The organism is Pannonibacter phragmitetus DSM 14782 (genome assembly GCF_000382365.1).
In the GTDB taxonomy this organism is placed as follows: domain Bacteria; phylum Pseudomonadota; class Alphaproteobacteria; order Rhizobiales; family Stappiaceae; genus Pannonibacter; species Pannonibacter phragmitetus.
Genome location: NZ_KB908231.1, coordinates 81,489 through 102,849, shown reverse-complemented (window position 1 = coordinate 102,849; position 21,361 = coordinate 81,489). Strand labels below are relative to the sequence as shown.

Annotated in this window: 18 protein-coding genes; 9 read left to right on the top strand and 9 right to left on the bottom strand. The window is 64.4% G+C overall.

Annotated elements, in window-relative coordinates; all coding sequences use genetic code 11:
* The 8 genes from H163_RS0118810 to H163_RS0118775 form a co-directional block, all read right to left on the bottom strand.
* The coding region (locus H163_RS0118810; protein ID WP_026356049.1) for an ISAs1 family transposase at window positions 1-1,016 on the bottom strand (1,016 nt) is incomplete at its 3' end.
* Window positions 1,017-1,331: 315 nt separating this feature from the next.
* Window positions 1,332-1,943: a hypothetical protein gene (locus tag H163_RS0118805; RefSeq protein WP_019966169.1), complete on the bottom strand. Its 612-nt coding sequence runs from the start codon at window positions 1,941-1,943 to the stop codon at window positions 1,332-1,334.
* Between the two features lies 1 nt (window position 1,944).
* Window positions 1,945-2,649, bottom strand: a complete 705-nt coding sequence (locus H163_RS0118800) for a hypothetical protein (protein ID WP_019966168.1) — start codon at window positions 2,647-2,649, stop codon at window positions 1,945-1,947.
* Window positions 2,621-3,622 (bottom strand): carbohydrate kinase family protein, encoded by a 1,002-nt coding sequence (locus H163_RS0118795; protein ID WP_040679222.1) that lies wholly within the window; start codon window positions 3,620-3,622, stop codon window positions 2,621-2,623. The genes H163_RS0118800 and H163_RS0118795 overlap by 29 nt, the downstream gene beginning before the upstream one ends.
* Before the next feature lie 8 nt (window positions 3,623-3,630).
* Complete coding sequence (locus H163_RS0118790) at window positions 3,631-4,680, bottom strand: ABC transporter ATP-binding protein (protein WP_019966166.1); 1,050 nt, start codon at window positions 4,678-4,680, stop codon at window positions 3,631-3,633.
* Between the two features lie 5 nt (window positions 4,681-4,685).
* Window positions 4,686-5,528, bottom strand: a complete 843-nt coding sequence (locus H163_RS0118785) for a carbohydrate ABC transporter permease (protein ID WP_019966165.1) — start codon at window positions 5,526-5,528, stop codon at window positions 4,686-4,688.
* 3 nt (window positions 5,529-5,531) lie between these two features.
* Entirely contained in the window at window positions 5,532-6,473 is a 942-nt protein-coding gene (locus H163_RS0118780; RefSeq protein ID WP_019966164.1) for a carbohydrate ABC transporter permease, read from the bottom strand.
* Between the two features lie 9 nt (window positions 6,474-6,482).
* Entirely contained in the window at window positions 6,483-8,039 is a 1,557-nt protein-coding gene (locus H163_RS0118775) for an extracellular solute-binding protein (RefSeq protein WP_019966163.1), read from the bottom strand.
* Between the two features lie 313 nt (window positions 8,040-8,352).
* On the opposite strand from H163_RS0118775, the gene H163_RS0118770 reads away from it, so the two are divergent.
* The 9 genes from H163_RS0118770 (at window position 8,353) to H163_RS0118730 (ending at window position 19,562) form a co-directional block, all read left to right on the top strand.
* Window positions 8,353-9,687, top strand: a complete 1,335-nt coding sequence (locus H163_RS0118770; RefSeq protein WP_019966162.1) for an NAD(P)H-dependent oxidoreductase — start codon at window positions 8,353-8,355, stop codon at window positions 9,685-9,687.
* Window positions 9,688-9,697: 10 nt separating this feature from the next.
* Window positions 9,698-10,741: a thiamine pyrophosphate-dependent dehydrogenase E1 component subunit alpha gene (locus tag H163_RS0118765; RefSeq protein WP_019966161.1), complete on the top strand. Its 1,044-nt coding sequence runs from the start codon at window positions 9,698-9,700 to the stop codon at window positions 10,739-10,741.
* On the top strand, window positions 10,738-11,748 hold the full coding sequence (locus tag H163_RS0118760; RefSeq protein ID WP_019966160.1) for an alpha-ketoacid dehydrogenase subunit beta: 1,011 nt from the start codon (window positions 10,738-10,740) through the stop codon (window positions 11,746-11,748). The genes H163_RS0118765 and H163_RS0118760 overlap by 4 nt, the downstream gene beginning before the upstream one ends.
* A 17-nt stretch (window positions 11,749-11,765) precedes the next feature.
* Window positions 11,766-13,067: an acetoin dehydrogenase dihydrolipoyllysine-residue acetyltransferase subunit gene (locus tag H163_RS0118755; RefSeq protein WP_208975439.1), complete on the top strand. Its 1,302-nt coding sequence runs from the start codon at window positions 11,766-11,768 to the stop codon at window positions 13,065-13,067.
* A gap of 40 nt (window positions 13,068-13,107) precedes the next feature.
* Complete coding sequence (locus H163_RS0118750; protein WP_115336583.1) at window positions 13,108-14,100, top strand: sugar-binding transcriptional regulator; 993 nt, start codon at window positions 13,108-13,110, stop codon at window positions 14,098-14,100.
* A gap of 132 nt (window positions 14,101-14,232) precedes the next feature.
* Window positions 14,233-15,864 (top strand): ABC transporter substrate-binding protein, encoded by a 1,632-nt coding sequence (locus H163_RS0118745; RefSeq protein ID WP_019966157.1) that lies wholly within the window; start codon window positions 14,233-14,235, stop codon window positions 15,862-15,864.
* Between the two features lie 66 nt (window positions 15,865-15,930).
* Window positions 15,931-16,902 carry an ABC transporter permease gene (locus tag H163_RS0118740; RefSeq protein ID WP_019966156.1) on the top strand — a complete coding sequence of 324 codons (972 nt, stop codon included), beginning with the start codon at window positions 15,931-15,933 and terminating at the stop codon, window positions 16,900-16,902.
* A gap of 10 nt (window positions 16,903-16,912) precedes the next feature.
* Window positions 16,913-17,845, top strand: a complete 933-nt coding sequence (locus H163_RS0118735; RefSeq protein WP_051105427.1) for an ABC transporter permease — start codon at window positions 16,913-16,915, stop codon at window positions 17,843-17,845.
* A gap of 13 nt (window positions 17,846-17,858) precedes the next feature.
* A complete protein-coding gene (locus tag H163_RS0118730; protein ID WP_019966154.1) occupies window positions 17,859-19,562 on the top strand; it encodes an ABC transporter ATP-binding protein in 1,704 nt (567 codons plus the stop codon).
* Between the two features lie 42 nt (window positions 19,563-19,604).
* Here H163_RS0118730 and H163_RS0118725 read toward each other — a convergent pair whose 3' ends face one another.
* Entirely contained in the window at window positions 19,605-21,356 is a 1,752-nt protein-coding gene (locus tag H163_RS0118725) for a sigma-54-dependent Fis family transcriptional regulator (RefSeq protein ID WP_019966153.1), read from the bottom strand.
* Window positions 21,357-21,361 lie beyond the last annotated feature (5 nt).

The window sequence follows — 21,361 nt, the reverse complement described above, 5'->3', positions numbered from 1 at the left end:
TTCCGCCTGATTGAGGCCTTGTCAGGATGGGAGCGGATGACGTTGAGGGCGATTTTTCGCAGGAGGGCGATGTTCTGGGGGCCGTTGTCCTTGCGGTTTCTGGCGGCGTCCTCGCAGAAGTGGACGTCGAGGACCCAGTGCAGTTTGTTTTCGATGTGCCAATGGGTTCTGACGGTCTCGATGAGGGCGTCTGGCGGCATGATCCTGGACAGGAGGAAGAAGCGGACATGACTGGTCTGGGTGCCATCTGCATGACGGCAGGCGGTCTCGACGGAGCCGACGGCCTGCAGCCCGGGGAAATCGAGGCCTGTGGCGGCCACGACGCTGGCCCGGCGCGTCTCGGTCCGGTCATGGGCGGTTTCCGGGGCGAGCAGGATGCTGCCGGTCTGGTCCCCATCCTCGATGAGGGCTTTGGCCTGCTTCAGGAGGCTGGGCTGGTTGTCCTTGAGGGCCAGAACATAGTCAGCGCCGGTGGTCAGAATGGCCCGCGCTGTGTCAGCCCTGCAGTGGAGGGCATCGGCGGTGACGGTGGCTCCGTCGAGCGTCAGCAGCGCGAGCGCGTCGAGAACGCCTTGCACTTCATTGCGGTTTGGCGCGGTCTTCTGGCCGATGACCAGACCGGCACCGGCGGCCCAGACGTTGACGAGGTGCAGCGGCGTTGCCTTGGCCCCGCGGCGGTAGGCGCCGCGCACGGCCTTGCCATCAATCGCCACCACCCCTTCGATCCCTTTGGCAAAGGTGGCCGTGAGACGGCGGAAGGCCGCCTCGAAGGCCTCGGTGTCAAGATGGCGGAAGACGGTGGAGAAGGTGTCGTGGCTGGGAATGCCATGGGGCAGCGGCACGATCGACTTCAGCCATCTGCGCTTCGAATGGCCGAAGTCCTCCATGTCGGTACAGCTTTCGGCCCCGCAGATGATCGCCGCGATGGCGATGAACAGGATCGACGTCAACGGATGGCGCACGTTGCTGCTGCGCGGATCAGGCAAAGCTTCAAAACAAGCGGCAAATCTACTCATCGCGACCTCCTGGGACGGAGAACTCATGAATCGATTTGCCTCAGTAAAACAACCCCTTATTCGACATATGCGATTCCCCTGCCCCTTGAGGGGGAGATGCCCCCGGCAGGGGGCAGAGGGGGGTAACGGACTGTCCGTTTATGAGAGAGATCCTGCCATATCGAGGTGCTGCTACCCCCCTCTGTCTGCTGACGCAGACATCTCCCCCTCAAGGGGGGAGAGGGGCGCTGCGGCCATATGAAATGCAGCCACTCTTATCGCGAGACTGGTGAATTGCTCTCTGTTTCGCACGCTGCCTGCGAACGGATACGGTCCCTACTGCTGCCGGGGCAAAGCTGGAGTGTCCGGATGCGGGGCGAAGATGGCGGAGGCGGTCCAGTGGGGCTGCTCGCCGCTGAAAAGTTCCAGGAAGCTGATGGCAAGGTCCGGGTCTTCGAGGATGTTCTCCCGGAAGGACCACCAGGTGCGCAGGTCCGAAAGCTCCGGCACTTCATGCGGCTCGGTGTGGAATTCCTGTGCCAGCACGGCAGCGCGCACCGCCAGGCAATAGGTGACATAGGCGTGGCCTTCCGGCCAGAAGGCCGCCGGGGCACCGCCGCCTGACGGGGCAGGTGCGTCCGGTGCCGTCCCGCCGCGCCGGGCCGTCAGCGGGCCGAAATGCAAAAGCTCGCGCAGCATCAGCCCTGCGGCGAAGGTGACGTAGCCGCGCCGGTCTGCATCCGCCTTGTGCTTCTGCGCCTCAAAGGCGCGGTACCAGCTCATGAAGGCGGCGGTCAGCTTGCCGTCATCCACGGTGAAGGGCTGGCCGGTCTCACCTGTCAGGCCGGCGGCATGCTCGTGGAAGGAGGCGATGAACCAGCGCAGGCGGCGGATTGCCTTGCGCACCGGCATGCGGGAATTATCGAAACTGGCAAGCGGGCTGCTCATGTCAGATCCTCTCGGCCAGCTGTTGCAGCAGGCTGCCCAGCGCCTCGCGGTCACGGAAGGCGCCCGCAATTTCGTCCTTGCTGCTGTCGCAGAGCAGCAGGGCGATGCGCAGCAGTTCGTGCTCGCCCGAGAGGCTGCCCGGCGTTCCGGAGCGCTCTGCCAGCAGCCAGACCACAAGCGCGGTCATGGCAAGGCGCAGGTGTGCCGGTTCCATGCCGCTGTCCGGGATGGCGGCAGAAACGATGCCGGGAGCCGGGCTGATGAAACTGTGCCGGTCTAGCCCCAGCACCAATGCGGCCGCACGGGCCGGGCTGTCGAAGCTTTCATCCAGCGCCTCGTGCCAGCAGAGCGCGGCCACGGTCTCGCTGACGAGAAGAGTGGAAAGACCGGCCTCGGCGAGGAAAACCGCGCCGCCCCAGGCGAGTGCACCTGCTACATCGGCGGGCGCGGCGGGGCCGCCTTTCAGTGCAAGGCTGGCCCGCTGCAGAGATGCGGCATCCGGCGTGCGCACCCGCAGGCGGCCAATCTTTTCACCGGCCACGTCCTCGACGATGCGGCTCAGCGACGAGCGGATGTCACGCGGCAGCAGGTTGAGGGCCGGTTCGAGCAGCGATTTCGGCAAGGGTGCCTTCTGGCGCAGGCCGCGCAGAATGTCCCTGAGCGGCAGGGCGAGTTCCTCAGGCCCCGGAACGGGCGGGTGCTTCATGGCGCAACTCCTGATCTTCTGCCCAAGTATAGGGGCGCAGCGCCGTGTTGGCCATAAACCTCCGCGTCGTATCGAGATCTTTCACAACAGCCTGCGAGCCGAGGCCCATGGCATTCTGGGCGGAGCTTGCCTGCCCCATGCGCACGCAGTCCTCGATGGGAAGGCCGAGATGCAGCCCGGTGGCAAAGCCCGCGTTGAAGCAGTCGCCGCAGCCGCAGGTGCATACAACGTCGATCGCATAGGCCGGAAGATCGAAGGCGATGCCCTTGTTGTCCCGGTACATGGCGCCCAGCGCGCCGAGGGTCAGGATGACGGCGCCGGTGCCCTGATCGAGCAGGAATTTGGCAATGTCCTCGAAATCCTCAAGCCCGGAAAGGGCACGGGCTTCTTCCTCGGAGGGCATGAAATAGTCCGTATGCGCCAGCAGCGGCCTGACCAGCGGCAGGTCATCGCGGGTTGAGGCGAAAACGTCGAGCGTGGTGGTGACGCCGCGCTTTTTGGCTTCCGCCATCAGCTCCGCGTTGCGGCCCTTGTCCATGCGGTCCATCAGCCCGACGCCGCCCACATGCAGGATCTTCGTGTCGAGCACGGTTTCGGCCTGCGCATCGTCCACATAAAAGCCTGCCGTGGCGCCGCGCTTGTGCAGGGCGGGGCGGGCGCCATCTGGCCGGGTGGTGACGATGGAAGAGGAAGTGGCAAAGCCCTCGCAGCGCTGCATCAGGCTGGTGTCGACGCCGAAGCGGCCGAGTTTCATCAGCACCCAGTCGCCCATGTCATCCTGGCCGACGCCGCCCACGGCGCGCACCTTCAGCCCGTGCTTGGCCGCAACGATGGCGGCGCTGCCGGCCGCCCCGGAGACGGCCAGCGTGAAGTCCTCGACAAACAGGGTGCCGCCGCCCGCCGGAAGCTCCTTCACCGGGCGGCAGAGGGCATCAAACGTGTAGAAGCCCATGGATGTGTAATCTGCCAGCATGGCCCACCTCACCGCAGCCGCTGACCGCTGGCCGTGTCAAAGAAATACAGCCGGGACAGATCGAAGGCGATAGCCTGCGTCCGGTCAAGATCCGAGCGGTAGCTGCGGTCGGCCTTCACCTCGAACAGCAGGCTGCCGGGCTTCAGCGTCAGATAGGTGAGGTCACCGGTCGGCTCCACGCCATAGACTGGTGCGCTCATGTGCCCGCCGCTGTCGGTGACGTGGCAGTCTTCCGGGCGCACGCCGAGGGTGACGTTCCCGCTGTGGGCAAGGCGCACGTCCGGGATGGAGATGCCGGGGGCGGAGAACGTTCCGTTCTCCAGCCGCCCCGGCACCAGGTTCATCGGGGGAGAGCCGATGAACCCTGCAACGAAGGTGTTGGCCGGGTCGTTGTAGATCTCGTCCGGCGTGCCGGTTTGCTGGATCGCGCCGTTCTGCATGATGACGATCCGGTCGGCCAGCGTCATGGCTTCGATCTGGTCATGGGTGACGTAGACGGTGGTGATGGCCAGCTGGCGCTGGATGTGCTTGATCTGCACGCGCATCGCCTGCCGCAGCTTGGCGTCGAGGTTCGACAGCGGCTCATCCATCAGGAACACCTGCGGCTGGCGCACGATGGCACGGGCAAGAGCTGCGCGCTGGCGCTGGCCGCCGGAGAGCGCGCCCGGCTTGCGGTCGAGATAGTCCGACAGCTCCACGAGGGCGGCAGCTTCGCGCACGCGCCGGTCATGTTCGGCCTTCGGCACGCCGCGCATGCGCAAGGGGAAGCGGATGTTCTCGTAGATGCTCATGTTGGGGTAGAGCGCATAGCCCTGGAACACCATGGCCACATCACGGTCGCGGGCGTCGACGGCATTCATCACCTCGCCATCCATGCGGATCTCGCCTTCGCTGGGGTCCTCCAGCCCGGCGATCATGCGCATGGTGGTGGTCTTGCCGCAGCCCGAGGGGCCGAGGAAGACGATGAATTCCTTGTCGGCGATGTCGATGTTCACATCGCGCACGCCCCACAGGCTGCCCCAGGACTTCTGGATGCCGGAGAGTTCGATACGTGCCATGGTGCTTATCCCTTGACCGCGCCCATCGTCAGCCCGCGCGAGAGATGCTTCTGGATGGCAGCCACCACCAGGAACACCGGAACGAACGCGAGGAAGGCGACGAGGGCAATTGCGTTGTAGATGACCCCGTCTGATCCGCCGGTGAAGTTGGCGAGCGCCACCGAGAGCGTATAGGCATCCTTGGTGGAGGCGATCAGAAGGGTGAAGAGGAATTCGTTGATCGCGAAAATGGCCGCGATGACGCCTGCGGTGATGATGCCCGGCAGGATGGCCGGGATGATGATCTCCCACAGGATGCGCAGGTCCGAGGCTCCGTCCGTGCGCGCCGCATCCTCCAGCTCCTTCGGGATGTCGAGCATGTAGGAGCGGATGATCCAGGTGACGACCGACAGGTTGATCGCCGCATAGATCAGCATCAGCGCCCAGACCGTGTTGAGCAGGCCCATCGTCTTGAACAGGAAGAAGATCGGGATCGCCACGATGGCCGGGGCCATCATGCGGGTGGAGAGGATATAGAAGCCGATGTCCTCCCGCCCCTTGTAGCGGTAGCGGGCGAGCGAGAAGGCGGCCGGCACGGCCAGCACCAGATCGATGACGACGGACCCGGCAATCGCCAGCAGCGAGTTGCGCAGGTAATGGCCCATCGGCCAGTCACGCCAGATCATGTGCCAGGCATCAAGGCTGAAGCTCGGCAGGTAGATCGGCTGGGGTGTGATGATTTCCGTCCGCGGGCGGAAGCCGATGGACAGGAACCAGAGCACGGGGGCGAGGCAGAACAGGGCCCAGGCCCCGAGGATGAGATAACGCAGGAAGAGCTTTTCGCCCTTGTTGCGGCGCTGCGAGGCCATGGCCTAGTCCCTCCCGGAGCGGAAGGCGCGCTTGACGGCAAGCTGCGCGATGATGACGGTGAGAATCAGCATGACCACCGAGGCCGCCGAGGCGTAGCCGAAGTTGAAGGTCTTGAAGCCGATCCGGTAGATGAAATAGCTGATCGTCTCCGTCGCGCCGCCGGGCGTGCCTTGCGTCATGATGAAGACGTTGGCGAACATCGTGGTGATGTCGATGCCGCGCAGGATCACTGCCACGGCGATAACAGGCCGCATCATTGGCAGTGAAATGTTCCAGAAGATCGCGCCCCAGCTGGCACCATCAAGGCGGGCAGCTTCTTCCACTTCCTCGTCCTGCCCCTGAAGGGCGGCCACGAAGATGATGAAGAGGAATGGCGTCCACTGCCAGATATCGGCGACGATCAGCGTCAGGCGGGACAGCCAGATGGAGGACGTCCAGGCGATGTTGCCATCGATGAGGCCGATGCGCATCAGCAGGTCGGAGATGACGCGGCCATCCATGAAGGCGAGCTTCCAGATGAAGGCCACCGCCGAGGGCATGAACAGCATCGGCACCAGGAAGATGATGCGCCAGCCCTTGATCCACGGGTCACGGTAGGCGTGGAAGGCCAGCAGCAGCGCCAGCAGGCATTCGGCAATCAGCGCGATGCCGCCGATCAGCACGGTGTTGCCAAGTGCAGCCCAGAACTCCCGGTCGCCCAGCAGGTCCCGGTAGTTCTCGGTGCCGACAAAGGTCCAGGTGTTGAATTTCACATAGAAGAGAGACTGATAGATCGCATAGGCGCCCGGATAGAGCGTGATCGTCAGCAGGAAGCAGACGGCCGGAGCCACCAGCAGGTAGGGGAAAAGCTGGCGCATGCGCGGATTGCGGCGCCTGAAGGTACGGCCGGGCATGGCCGGAGCGGCAGAAGCCGCCCCGGCTGCCGGCAGGTGGGTGCCGGTCATTGCAGGTCCTCAGAAGGGCAGAGCCTTGTCCTTGCCCACCCAGAGCCCGGGTGCGGCGGCGGCGTAGTCAACCGGCGGCTTGCTGCCATAGAAGCCGTTGCGGTCCATGATCTTGCGGACGGCAGCCGCCGCATTGTCCAGAGCTTCCTTGCCGGAGATCTGGCCGGTCAGGGCACGGTTGATCTCGTTGCCCATGGCCTGTTCCATCTCGAACATGCCGGGCAGGCGCGGGGCGCACCAGGCGTAGTCGAGCGACTTGCTCCACACTTCCGCCGGCTGCGAGGCCACCTGAAGGTTCGGGTTGGTCAGAACTGACCTGTAGCCCGGAGCGACGCCATTGGCGTTGGCCTCGTTCATGGCCATGATCGAGGAGGTGGTGAGGAAGGCGAGCATCAGGAATGCGCCTTCCGCATTCTGGCTGTTCGCGGCTACGCAGGAGGTCGAGCCTGCGATGTTGGGCGGGGCGAAGTGGCCACCGGCAATGCGCGGCTCGTAGATGGTGACGAAATCATCGACGATCTGCGACTGGTCGGGGCGCATGGCCTGCGTGCCCGAATCCTGCCAGCTGATGTTGGTGGCGACCTGTCCGCCAAGCCATGCGGCGCGGTTTTCGCCCCAGCCTGCACCGGCAAAGCCCTCGATGGCGTTCTTGGACAGCGCAAGGATGGTATCCATGCCCTTGTTGCCCGCGTCGCCGTTGAAGACCGGCTCCCACTTGTCGTCGAAGAGCATCATGCCGGCCTGTGCCGCCACATGCTCCCAAGTGTAGGTGGACCAGAAACCGCGTGCGCCCAGCATGCCGACACCGGCAACGCCCTTGGTCTTGTTGTTCAACTCTGCGGACAGGCGGATCAGTTCGTCATAGGTCGGGACGGAGGTCCATCTGTCGATCGGGCCGCCCAGAACGTCCTCGACCATCTTCTTGCGCAGATGCACCATCTGGATGTCGCAGTCGAACGGGATGCCATACATGGTCCCGTTGAAATAGCCGTAGTTCAGGCGGTAGGTGTCATAGAAGTCATCAAGCGGCAGCTTCCACTTCTCGGCAAAGTCGCCAAGCGGGGCGAGGAAGCCGGGGGCTGCAAAATCGCCCAGCCAGGGCGAGAAGAACTGCAGCGCATCGAAGGACGCATTGCCGGAGATGAACTCGGCGACGGCCTTGTCATAGAAGCTGTCGTCCGGGATCGGCACCAGTTCCACCTTGATGCCGGACAGGGCCTCGAACGGGGCAAGGCCCTCGGCGGCGGATTCCTGGTCGGCAGCACCAATGGCAAAGCGCACGGTCGTGCCGGCGAATTCCTTGCGCACCGCTTCCCAGTCGACGGTTCGGATCCAGTCCTTTGCCGGGTCCCACAGCGGCTTGCTGTCGGTCAGGCCATAGAGCTTCTGGTAGTCGGCGCGGACGTATTTCGAGATGGAAATATCGTCGAGCACGCTCTGCGGATCGGGCAGGGCGCCCTGCGCCAGAAGGCGGCCGCTCCATGTGGTGCCGATCAGTGATGCGCCGGCGGCGGCAGTGCCCGCCTTGAGGAACGAACGGCGCGAAAGTTTACCGGTGATACCCATCAAGTCTCCTCCCAGATGACGATGGCCATGATTGCCAATGGCATTTCCTCGGCCCGGGTTGCGCAGAGGTTGCGCTGGGCAGGCGGTTCACTTGCCTGCGGAGATTGGGCCGGAACATTTGAATGTTCTATAAAACAATTGTTCGTCTTTGAACGCTTGTCAATCGGATTTGATGCAAAGTCTGGCTTGATCTATTGTGCAGTGCGGTGGCGGCTGTGAGCGATTGCAGCGACGAATGAATGAACAAGTGCGTTGACATAAGAACGAAAGTTCACAATGCTGGCGGCAACTCAACCCCACCAAGGCATATGAAATGGCTTCAAACGTCGCGCTTACAGGTCTCGCCCGCGATCTGGCTGCAAGGGCGCAATCTGGCCGTCCGGTCCGCATCGGACTGATCGGTTCCGGCGAAATGGGCACGGACATCGTTACCCGCGCCTCGATGATGGATGGCGTGGAAGTGGCTGCGATTGCGGACATCAATCCGGCGGCCGCGCACAAGGCCGTGGAGATTGCCCGTCAGGAGCAGGGGCACAGCCAGGACGCCGGCACGGTGGACAAGCTGAATGCCGCCATCGAATCCGGCCGTACGGCCATTGCCTCGTCCTCCGACATCATTCTCGAATCGGGTCTCATTGACGTGGTGATCGACGCCACGGGCGTTCCGGCTGTCGGCGCGGAAATCGGCCTCAACGCCATGGAGCGCGGCAAGCATCTGGTCATGATGAACGTCGAGGCAGACGTGACCATCGGTGCCTATCTGCGGCGCGAGGCGGACCGGTTGGGCGTTGTCTACAGCCTCGGTGCAGGCGACGAGCCGTCCTCCTGCATGGAACTGATCGAGTTCGTCTCCGCCATGGGCCACCGCATCGTCTGCGCGGGCAAGGGCAAGAACAACCCGCTCAACATTGACGCGACGCCGGATGCCTATGCGGCGGAAGCCAAGGCGCGCCACATGAACGCGCGCATGCTGGTGGAATTCGTCGATGGCTCCAAGACCATGGTGGAGATGGCGGCCATCGCCAATGCCACGGGTCTGATCCCGGACTGTGACGGCATGCATGGGCCCGCTGCCGGGCCGAAGGAACTGGCAACCACCCTCATTCCGCAGAAGGATGGCGGCATGCTGTCCGGCATTGGCCGTGTGGACTTTTCCGTCGGAAAGGGGCTGGCGCCGGGCGTTTTCGTTGTTGCCGAAGCCGAGCATCCGCGAGTCTGGGAGCGGATGAAGGACCTGAAGATGGGCGATGGCCCGTATTTCAGCTTCATCCGGCCCTATCACCTTACCTCGCTGGAAGTGCCGCTGACCTGCGCCCGTGCCGTGCTTTACGGCAAGGCCGACATGATCCCGCTCGACAAGCCGGTGGCGGAAGTTTGCGCGGTGGCCAAGCGTGACCTGCAGCCGGGCGAGACGCTGGACCAGATCGGCGAATACACCTACCGCGCCTGGGTCATGGAAGTCTCCCGCGCCCGTGCCGCCAAGGGCATTCCTGCGGGTCTGCTGACGGGGGCCAAGGTCACCCAGCCGATCCGCAAGGGCGAACTGATCACCAGCGACAACACCGCGCTTCCTGCCAATTCCCGCATTGCCGAACTGCGCCGCCGCCAGGATGCGATGGTGTACGGGCAAGAGCCGGCGCATGCCTGAGGACAGAGCCATGGCCAACACCGATGAAAAGGCAAAGGGCGCTGTGCCCGCAACCGATGCCAATCTTCCCTATGCGCTGCGCACCTACTCGCCCGAGGCGCTGACGGAAGCGCTGCGCAAGATGATGCTGATCCGCAAGTTCGAGGAAGGCGCGGAAGACAGCTACATGCGCGGCCTCATTCACGGCACGATGCACCTGTCGATCGGGCAGGAAGCTTCCGCCGTAGGTTCATCCATGTCACTGACGGATGAGGACAAGATCACCTCCAACCACCGAGGCCATGGCCACTGCGTTGCCAAGGGCGCGGATCTGGGGCGGATGTTTGCCGAGTTCTTCGGCAAGGAAACCGGCTACTGCCGGGGCCGTGGCGGCTCCATGCACATCGCCGATGTGGCCAAGGGCAATCTCGGCGCCAATGGCATTGTTGGTGGCGGTCTGCCGATTGCCGTGGGTGCCGCCCTTGCGGCCAAGCGGCTGGGCACGGGCGCTGTGACGGTCTGCTTCTTCGGCGATGGCGCCAACAACGAGGGCGCTTTCCACGAGGCGCTGAACATGGCTTCAGTCTGGAATCTGCCGGTGGTTTTCGTCTGCGAGAACAACAAATACGGCATGTCCACTTCGGTGGAGCGCTCCACGGCTGTGAAGCACATTTCCGAGCGCGCCGCCGCCTACAGCATGCCGGGCGTGACCGTGGACGGGAATGACTTCTCCGCCGTTGCCGAAGCCGTGGATGCGGCTGTGGCCCGTGCGCGTGCAGGCGAGGGGCCGAGCCTGGTCGAGAACGTCACCTACCGGTGGCGCGGCCATTCCAAGTCCGACCGCAACCGCTACCGCACCAAGGAAGAAATCGCCGAGTGGATGGACCGCGACCCGATCAAGCGCATGGCCGCCATGCTGGTTGATCACGGCATCCTGAACCAGGAAGGCATCGAGGCGCTGGAGGCCAGTGTGGCGCAGCAGATTGCCGATGCCATCGCCTTTGCCGCCGCGAGCCCTTCGCCAAAGGCCTCCGAGGCCACCCGTTTCGTTTACACTGAAGAGACCGCAGCATGAACGCGCATCCGGCGAGCCCCCTCCGCGAACTCTCCTATGCCGAGGCCATCCGCGAAGCCATGGATTTGGCGCTGGGCTCAGATCCCCGCGTCGTTCTCATGGGCGAGGACATCGGAGTCTACGGCGGCGCCTTTCAGGTGACTGGCGACCTTGTGCACAAATACGGCACAGACCGGGTGATGGATACGCCCATCTCGGAACTGGGCGGTGCCGGTGTCGCTGTTGGCGCGGCGCTGACCGGTCTGCGGCCCATCTTCGAGTTCCAGTTCTCCGACTTTGCCGCCCTCGCCATGGAACAGATCGTCAATCAGGCGGCCAAGTTGCGTTACATGCTGGGTGGCGCCGTTTCTGTGCCGCTGGTCATGCGCTTTCCGGCTGGCTCCGGCACGGGCGCAGCGGCGCAGCACTCCCAGAGCCTTGAGGCCTGGCTGGGTCATGTGCCGGGCCTGAAGGTGGTGCAGCCCTCGACGCCGGAAGATGCCAAGGGCCTGTTGCTGGCAGCGCTGGAAGATCCGGACCCGGTGATGATCTTCGAGCACAAGATCCTCTACAAGATGAAGGGGCATGTGCCTGAGGGGCATTACACGACGCCGATCGGCAAGGCCGCGATCCGCCGTCCGGGCAAGGACCTCACCATCGTCGCCACCGCCATCATGGTGCACAAGGCGCTTGAGGCAGCCGCCACGCTGGAAGCCGAAGGCATCAGCGCTGAAGTGATCGACCTGCGCACCGTGCGGCCAATGGACCGTGAAACGGTTCTGGCTTCCGTACGCAAGACCGGCCGTCTCGTCTGCGTCTATGAGGGCGTGAAGACGCTGGGCGTTGGCGCTGAAGTCAGCGCCATGGTGGCCGAAAGCGATGCGTTCGACTTCCTCGACGCGCCGATCATCCGCCTGGGCGGGGCCGAAAGCCCGATCCCCTATAATCCCGAGCTTGAAAAGGCCGTTGTGCCGCAGGTGCCGGATATTCTGGATGCGGCCCGCAAGCTGGCGAAGGGTCGTGTGTAATGCCCAATGAAGTGATCATGCCGAAGGTGGACATGGATATGGCGAGCGGCAAGCTCGCCACCTGGCATGTCGCACCGGGTGACTGGGTGGAGAAGGGCGCGCCGCTTTTCGACATCGAAACCGACAAGGCCGCCATGGAAGTGGAGGCGCCTGCTTCCGGCTTCCTGCATCATGTCATTGCAGAAGGAACGGATGTGCCGATTGGCGCAACGGTCGCCTGGCTCTATGGCAAGGATGAAGCTGTTGGTGAGCCGCCTAACCAATCCGCCGCGCCTGCTGTTGAAACGCCTGAAGCTTCGCCGGAACCTGTAGCGGTTGCTCCCGCCGCTGCACCCGTTGCCGTGCCTGCAGGTGAAACAGCAGGCGGGGGCAAGGGCCTGCGTGCCACGCCGCTGGCCCGCAGCCTTGCGCGCGAAGGCGGCGTTGATCTTGGCGCCATCTCCGGTTCCGGCCCTGAGGGCCGCGTGCAGGGGGAGGATGTGCGCAAGGCGCTTGAGGCGGGCAGGGCAGGTGTGGCTGCGGAAGCGGTCATGTCCTCGCCGGGGCTTCCGTCTTCTCCCGAGTGGCAGACCGGTCCGCTGTCCATCACCCGCAGCAAGGGCGGCACCGGGCTTCCCGTTGTGCTTATCCATGGCTTTGCCAGCGACGGAGCAAGCTGGGCGCCGCTTGAGGCCTATCTCAAGCACCGTCCGCTGATCCGGATCGAACTGCCCTCACATGGCAAATCGCCGCGCCTGCGCATTGCGGACTTCGCTTCGCTCGCTGCCGAACTGCGCCGGGCGCTGGAGCAGACGGGCGAGGAGAAGGTGCATCTGATCGGCCACAGCCTTGGCGGCGCTCTGGCGCTGGCGCTGGCCGATACGCGGCCCCGGCAGGTGGAAAGCCTGACGCTGATCGCGCCTGCTGGCCTTGGGGCGGAAATCAACGGTCAGGTTCTCTCCGGAATCTGCCGGGCGCAGCGGGCCGAGAGCCTTGCGCCCTGGTTGCGCTGCCTCGTTGCCAATCCGGACATGATCACCGATGGCTACGCCAAGGCCGCCATGGCCGGGCGCAAGGATGCGGCCCTCAGGGCTGCGCAAACGGCGCTGGCCGATGTGCTGTTCCCCGATGGCACGCAGGGATTTGATCTGCGCGCGGCGCTGGGCCGTCTCGATGTTCCGGCGCGGATCATCTGGGGCCGGCAGGATGAGATCATCCCCTGGCAGCATGCCTTGCGCGCCGGTGGTCAGGTAGCCTTGCACCTCATCGAGGGCGCCGGGCACATGCCGCAAGTGGAAGTCCCGGATCAGATTGGCAAAATCCTGCGGCAGCACCTATGATGGGGGGATGAAGATTCCTCATCGATAACGGGAAATGCCCATGTCCGACAGCCTCAGCAGCCAGACGAACGGAGCGCGGGAGCGCGGCCCTGCCGACCAGCACGGCCAGCTCCGCATCCGCGCTGCCTGGCTCTACTATGTCGAGGGGCTGACCCAGTCGGAAGTTGCCAAGAAGCTGGACGTGAACCGCATTCTCATCACGCGGCTCCTGTCCGATGCCCGCAAGCGGGGCGAGGTGATCATCCGCATCAAGTCGGATATCGCCCCGCTGGTGGAGCTGCAGCGCCAGCTGGAAGAGCGCTTCGGCCTGCGGCAGGCCATCGTCGCGCCTTTCTCCGATCCTGACGGCGACCCGACCCGGGCAATTGCATCTGCGGCAGGCACCTATGTCTCCGGCATCATGGCCAACCGCATGACTGTTGGCGTGGGCTGGGGCCGCACGCTGCATCAGATGCTGCCTTTCATTGAGGGGCGGCAGCTGGAAGGCGTGCGCGTCATCTCGCTCCTGGGCGGTATCTCGCAGGCCAAGCGCTTCAACCCGGCGGAATTCGCCTGGCAGTTTGCCGAACTCTTCGATGCCGAAGGTTTCCTCGTGCCCGCACCTGCGCTGGTGGATTCCGTCCAGACCCGCCACGCGCTGCTGGAGCATTGCGGCCTTGATCAGGTTCTGCAGATGGCCGAGACCTGCGATGTGGCGCTGCTCTCCTGCGGCGGTATCTCGACGCTCACCACTTCCTACCGGCTGGGGCAGGTGTCGGAAGCCGAGCGCCAGTCCCTTGTGGCGGCGGGGGCTGTGGGTGACGTGCTCTATCATTTCCTCGATGCGGAAGGGCGAACCGTGCCGCATCCGGTGAATGAGCGCTCCATTTCCATCCCGCTCGACCGGCTCGACCGGGTGAAGTCCAAGGTGCTGATTTCCGGCGGGCGCGAGAAGACCCAGATGATGCGCGCCGCCCTGAAGGCGCTGGACATGGACGTTGTCATCACGGATGAACTGACGGCACAGCGCCTGCTCGGCCAGCTTGAAGCATGAGCATGTTCACTGCCTTATTTTTCTTGCGGGCATTTCCGGCGGCCGGTTGCCTTGACAGGCTTTGGCGCCTCTGGGACTGATAGCGCTCCTTCCTTTGTTGCCTCAGGGCATCTCAATCATACGGGTTCGGCCATGACACAGGCGAAACGCGCAGCACTTCTGCTTTCCTCTTCCGTTTTATTTGCCTTTGCGGCGAATGTGCAGGCGGCGGAGCTTCGCTTTGCCTCGCAGGGCGATCTGGTGTCCATGGACCCCTATGCGGTGGAAGAGGTGTTCACCTCCGGCTTTCTGGGCAACGTCTATGAAGGCCTCGTGCGCCGCACGCCGGATCTGAAGCTTGAGCCGGCGCTGGCCGAAAGCTGGGAAATGCTGTCACCCACCCAGTGGCGCTTCCATCTGCGCAAGGGCGTGACCTTCCATGACGGCAGCCCCTTTACCGCAGATGACGTGATCTACTCCGCCGAGCGCGTGCGCTCCGGCTCGTCCGACTTCAAGAACCGCCTTCCGGCAGGTGTCGAGATCGTCAAGGTGGATGATCACACGGTTGATTTCATCACAAAGGAACCGAACCCGATCCTGAACTACACCTGGGCCAACTGGTACATCATGTCCAAGTCCTGGTCTGAGGCGAACAAGGTGGCGCCGCCGCAGAAGGGCGGGGACACGGAAAACTACGCGACCCTGCACGAGAACGGCACCGGCCCCTACAAGCTGGCAGCGCGTGAGCCGGGCGTGCGCACCGTGCTTGAGGCTTATCCGCAGTGGTGGGGTGCCGCCGCAAAGACGGGCAACGTGGACAAGGTGACCTACACCCCCGTGCCGAACCCGGCGACCCGCGTTGCAGGACTTCTGGCCGGTCAGTTGGATGTGGTGTTCCCCATTCCGGTGCAGGACATTCCGCGCCTTGAGGCCGCTCCCAATACGCAGGTTGCAGCCGGCCCGGAAGTGCGCACCATGTATCTGTCCATGAACCAGTGGAAGGAGACGCTGCCGGGCTCCGGCCTTGAGGGTGTCAATCCGCTGAAGGATGTGCGCGTGCGCGAGGCCATCTACCGGGCCATCGACATCAACACCATCCGTGACAAGATCATGCGCGGCCAGACCACGCCTGCGGCCCTGATGGTGGCGCCGGGCGTCAACGGTTACACGGACGAGATCAAGCGGCTGGATTATGATCCGGAAAAGGCCAAGGCGCTGCTGGCGGAAGCCGGTTATCCGGATGGCTTCGCCATGACCTACCAGTGCTCCAACGACATGTATGTGAATGATGAGGCGACCTGCCTTGCCATTTCCTCCATGCTGGCGAAGGTGGGCATCAAGGCCAAGCCGAATGTTCAGCCGCGTGCCAAGTATCTGGAATCCATTACCGCCCCGAACATGGACTTTGGCCTTGCGATGCTGGGCACCACCCCGTCCAGCCTCGACAGCCACATCGCGCTCTACTCCCTGCACATGTGCCCGCGCGTCTCGCCGGACCGGCCGCTGTGGGACAAGGATGACCTGACGAAGATCGTCGCCGGCAAGTCCAACTTCGCCGGCTACTGCAACCCGGAGGTGGACCGCCTGGCGGGTGAGATCCTGAAGGAAGCTGATCAGGACAAGCGGAATGCGCTGATCCGCGAGGCCTGGACCATCACCACCAAGGACGTGGCCTATGTGCCGCTGCACCAGACCTGGGCTGCGTGGGGCACGGGCAAGAACGTGAAGCTGGAACGGCGTGCCGACAACGTCTTCGACTGGCGTCATGTGACCATCGGGCAGTAAGCTCGCTGTCAGAAGCTGCGGCACCGGTCTCCCGGTGCCGCAGCCAAGCTTGGGATTGTGGGCGCTATGATCTTCTACATGCTCCGCCGCCTGTTTCAGGCAGGCATCGTGCTGCTCGTCGTGGCGCTCGTGGCCTTTGTCATGTTCCGCTATCTGGGCGATCCCGTGTCGCAACTGGTCAGCGAGGAAACGACGCTGGCCGACCGGGCGGCGCTGCGTGAGGCGCTGGGGCTGAATGATCCGGTGCTGGTGCAGTTTGGCCATTTCATTGGCCGGGTGGTGCAGGGCGAGTTCGGCCTGTCCTACCAGATGGGCCAGCCGGTGGGCCGCCTCATCGCCGACCGGCTTCCGGCCTCCATCGAACTCAGCGTCATTGCCTTCTCGCTGGCTCTGGCGCTGGGCATTCCGCTCGGCGTGCTGGCGGGGCTGAAGCCGGACAGCTGGCTGGCGCGGGCGATCATGATCTTTTCGCTCGCCGGGATTTCCATGCCCACGTTCTTTGTCGGGCTGATGCTGATGGTCTATTTCGGCGTGGAGCTTAACCTGCTGCCGACCTTTGGCCGGGGCGAAACGGTGGATCTCGGTTTCTGGACAACGGGGCTTCTGACCCGCTCCGGCTGGCTCTCGATCATCCTTCCGGCCTTCACGCTGGGCCTCTTCCAGCTCACCTTCATCATGCGCCTCGTGCGGGCAGAGATGCTGGAGGTGATGCGCATGGATTTCATCCGCTTTGCCAAGGCGCGTGGCCTGCCGGCGCGGCGCATCCACTTCCGCCACGCGCTGAAGAACACGCTGGTGCCGGTGATGACCATTGCCGGGCTGCAATTCGGCTCGATCATCGCCTTCGGCATCATCACCGAGAGCGTGTTCCAGTGGCCGGGCATCGGCCTTCTGTTCCTGCAGGCTATTTCGACGGTCGATATCCCTGTCATCTCCACCTACCTGCTGCTGGTGGCGGTGATCTTCGTGACGGTCAACCTGGTGGTGGACCTGCTTTACTATGCGGTTGATCCGCGCCTGCGCGCCAGCGCCAGCTGAGGGGAAACGGATGCCTGCTACTGCCACGCCATCCGGTCTGCGCCTTTGGGTCGCCCGGCGCCCGGTGCTCTACCGCTTTCTGGCTTCACCGCTGACGGTTCTGGCTGCTCTGATCGGCGGGGTCATGATCCTTGCCGCCATCGCAGCGCCGCTGATTGCCCCGCACAATCCCTTCGACATTGCCTCGCTCGACTTGCTCAACTCGCTGCTGCCGCCGGTCTGGCAGGAGGGCGGTAGCCCGGAGTTTCTGCTGGGCACGGACGATCAGGGCCGCGACCTCTTTTCCGCACTGCTTTACGGCACCCGCACATCGCTGATGGTGGGCGGTGTTTCGGTGGCTGCGGCGGTTTTCTTTGGTCTCCTGTTCGGGCTGCTGGCCGGCTATTTCGGCGGGCTGACGGATGCCATCGTGATGCGTGTCGTCGATATCCAGATGACCTTTCCGGCCATCATGGTGGCGCTGCTGGTGGATGGCGTCAGCCGGGGCATCCTGCCGCCGGAACAGCACGATCAGCTTGCGGTGTTCGTCATCATCTTCGCGCTCAGCCTGTCGATCTGGCCGCAGGTGGCCCGCACGGTGCGCGCCTCGACGCTGGTTCAGCGCAACAAGGACTTTGTGCTGGCCGCGCAGGTGACCGGCATTTCCGCGCCGCGGATACTCGTCCGCCACATCCTGCCCAACGTCATGGGCCCGGTGCTGGTGATTGCCACCATCAACCTCGGCGTTGCGGTGCTGGGTGAGGCGACGCTGAGCTTTCTCGGTGTCGGCATTCCGGCCTCCGAGCCCTCGCTCGGCACGCTGATCCGCATCGGCAACAACTTCCTGTTCTCCGGTGAACGCTGGCTGGTGGTGTTTCCGGGCATGACGCTGGCGCTGCTGGTGCTGTCGGTCAACCTCGTGGGGGACTGGCTGCGTGACGTCCTCGACCCCAAGCTGCGCTGACTGGAGGCCTTTCATGTCCTTGCTCTCCATTTCCGGCATGAGGGTGGAATACCCGCAGCCCCTCGGCACTTTTGTGGCCGTGCAGAATGTCAGCCTCGAGGTTGGGCGCGGCGAGATCGTGGGCATCGTCGGCGAGTCCGGTGCGGGCAAGTCCACCATCGGCAGCGCCGTGATGGGCCTTCTGGAAGCGCCGGGCCGGGTGACGGCAGGCGAAATCCGCTTTGACGGTGAGGCGATCGATCCGGCCAGCGAAAAGACCATGCGGCGCCTTCGCGGCAAGCGCATCTCGATGATCTTTCAGGACCCGCTCACCAGCCTCAACCCGCTTATGACGGTCGGGGCGCAGCTGATCGAGACCATCCGCATTCACCAGCCCATGAGCGAGGGGGAAGCGCGGGAGAAGGCCATTGGCCTCTTGGCGCAAGTTGGCATCGCCAATCCGGCAGAGCGCATTGCGGCCTATCCGCATCAGTTTTCCGGTGGCATGCGCCAGCGTGTGGTGATTGCGCTGGCGCTGTGCTCCGACCCTGACCTGATCATTGCTGATGAACCGACGACGGCGCTGGATGTGTCCGTGCAGGCGCAGATCCTTGATCTCATCCGCAAGCTGGTGAAGGAGCGGGGCATCGGCGTCATTCTCGTCACCCACGACATGGGCGTCATCTCCGGCACGGCAGACCGGGTGGTGGTGATGTACCGGGGCGAGGTGGTGGAAAGCGGGCCGGTGCGGCAGATCATCGATGCGCCCGCCCATCCCTATACCCGCAGCCTCATCGGCGCCGTGCCGCGCGGCGACCGCAAGCTGGACCGCTTTCCGCGCCTGACCTATCCGCCGCAGGCGGAGGACGCTCCGCTCAGCACAGACCACAGCCCGGCGCTGCAGTGGCTGACGGAAGGGCGGGAGGCCGGCGTGAAGGCGGCTGACGCCAAGCCCCTCATCGAGGTGCGCGATGTGCGCCTGCGCTTCCAGACGAAGGCGGCGCTGCTGCCCTCCAACCGCCGCTATTTCGAGGCCGTGCGCGGCGTCAGCCTCGATATCCGGCAGGGCGAGGTGCTGGGACTGGTGGGCGAGTCCGGTTGCGGCAAGTCCTCGCTCGCCCGCATGCTGGTGCAGATCTACCGGCCCACGTCCGGGAGCATCAGCTTTGATGGCAAGACCGTGGGCGGGGCGGCGAGCCGGGCGGAAGACAGGGCCCTGCGCCAGCAGGTGCAGATGATCTTCCAGGACCCGTATTCCTCGCTCAACCCGCGCATGAGCACGGGCCGGATCATTGCCGAGCCGCTGACCCACCATGGCCTTGCCACGTCATCTGCCGAGCGGCGCAGGATCGTGGCGGATCTTCTGGAGGCGGTCGGGCTTGGGGCGGCGGCTGCGGACAAGTATCCGCATGAATTCTCCGGCGGCCAGCGCCAGCGCATCGCCATTGCCCGGGCGCTGGCGACGCGGCCCCGGTTTCTCATTTGCGACGAGCCGACCTCGGCGCTTGATGTGTCGATCCAGGCGCAGATCCTGAACCTGTTGAAGGACCTGCGTGATGCGCTGGATCTCACGGTGCTGTTCATCAGCCACGACCTGCCGGTGGTGCGCCAGATGTGCGACCGGGTGATCGTGATGAAGGAGGGGCTGATCGTCGAAGAAGCGGAGACCGAACAGCTCTTCACCGCCCCGGCCAGCCCCTATGCCCGGCACCTGCTGGACCTGATGCCCAGCCTGTAACTCCAGACGCCGAGCGGCATCCGGGCCTTGGCCCAAGTGCCCTCAGATCAGCCCGTGCTTGCGCAGGCGGTATTCCAGCCGTGCCCGTGTCAGGCCAAGGCGGCGGGCGGCTGCGGAGATGTTGCCTTTTTCCTGCGTCAGCGCATCGCTGTAGAGCGCCTGTTCCTGTGCCTCGATCTGTCCAAGCCCTTCGCTGCGGGCTGGAAGCGGGGCGGTGCCGGGCGTCGTGCGCAGCACCGGCACAGGGCCTGTCGGCCGTTCGCTGCCCTGAAACACGTGGTGCAGGCCGATCAGGCCGTTGTCATCGGCAAAGACCACGCCGCGCTCCACAAGGTTCTGCAATTCGCGGATGTTGCCGGGAAAGTCATAGGCCAGCAGCGCGTCCATGGTGCTGCGGCTGAAGCCTGTGATGGCCTTGCCGTGCTTCTCCCGGAACTGGGCCAGAAAATGGGCGCAGAGCAGGGGGATGTCATCGCGCCGCTCCCGCAGCGGGGGGATGTGGATGGGGCAGACGTTGAGGCGGTAATAAAGGTCGCGCCGGAAGCGCCCGGCAGAGACTTCCTGCGCCAGATCCACATTGCTGGCCGCAACGATGCGCACATTCACTGGAATGGAGCGGGTGCCGCCCAGCCGCTCGATGGTGCGCTCCTGAATGGCGCGCAGCAGTTTGCCCTGTGCGGAGAAGGTGAGGGAGGCGATCTCGTCCAGAAACAGCGTGCCGCCCTCAGCCCGCTCGAAATAGCCGGGACGGGCCGCAACCGCCCCGGTATAGGCGCCTTTTTCGACGCCGAAGAGTTCGGATTCCACCAGATTGTCCGGAATGGCCGCACAGTTGATGGCGATGAAGGGGGCCTTGCTGCGCCGGCCCAGCTGGTGCAACTGGCTGGAAAACAGCTCCTTGCCCACACCGGATTCGCCGATGAAGAGCACGGTCGCATCGGTTGCGGCGACCTTTTCCAGTAGGTGGCTGGCGCGCTGGAAGCTGGCGGAGACGCCGACCATGCCACTCGGGCCGTGGGCAGCAGGCTCTGTTGCGGCCGTTTCCGCTGACGGGCCTTTGGTGCTGGTGGCGGCGCTGCGCCCGCGCCAGGACAGGCCGCAATATTCCTGCTCCGGCGCGTCTTTGCCCCAAGCCGCAGCATCGCGTCCCACCACAAGGCAGTGCGGCGCGCCCATGCCGGCGCATTCGATCTCGCGGAAGAACACCGGGTGGCCGAGAATGCGGCTGGTGTAGCCGGAGGGCACGCCGGTCTGCATCCAGCATACGGGCTCCTGCGCAAGGCCATGGCTGGCGTGATGTTCTGCTGCCTCGGAGGAGTCCTCCCAGACGAACTCTCCGTGATAGGTTCCCTTGTCCGCATCGAACTCGAAGTGGCGGGTCGTCACCTTGACGAAGCCCTCCAGCGTGTGAACGCGTGGACCTGCGGCCAGAAGCTGGGTGATGCTGGCTCCGGCAAAGCGGTCCAGCACCAGTTCCGCCGCCCTTACGCCCTGCAGATAGCCGATGCGCATCAGCAGCGCCTTGGCCCGTTCCATGCCCAGCGTGTCGATCAGCTCCGCCCGAAGCGCGCCCAGCACCTGCGACTGGATCAGCACCATGCGCTGGTCGTTGAGCCAGATACGTCCGTCGCCGAGAGCAAAGAGCAGCGAATGTGCAAGGTCATCCAGCGTTGGCGGGGCGGCGGTGGGCAGCTCGCTGAAGGCCCCGCGCCTGATTATCCGGCCCGTGCGGGCCGAGGCTTCGGCCAGGGAAATCAGATGGTCAGGGGTGCCGGGTGTGTTCATGAGTTTCATGTTTT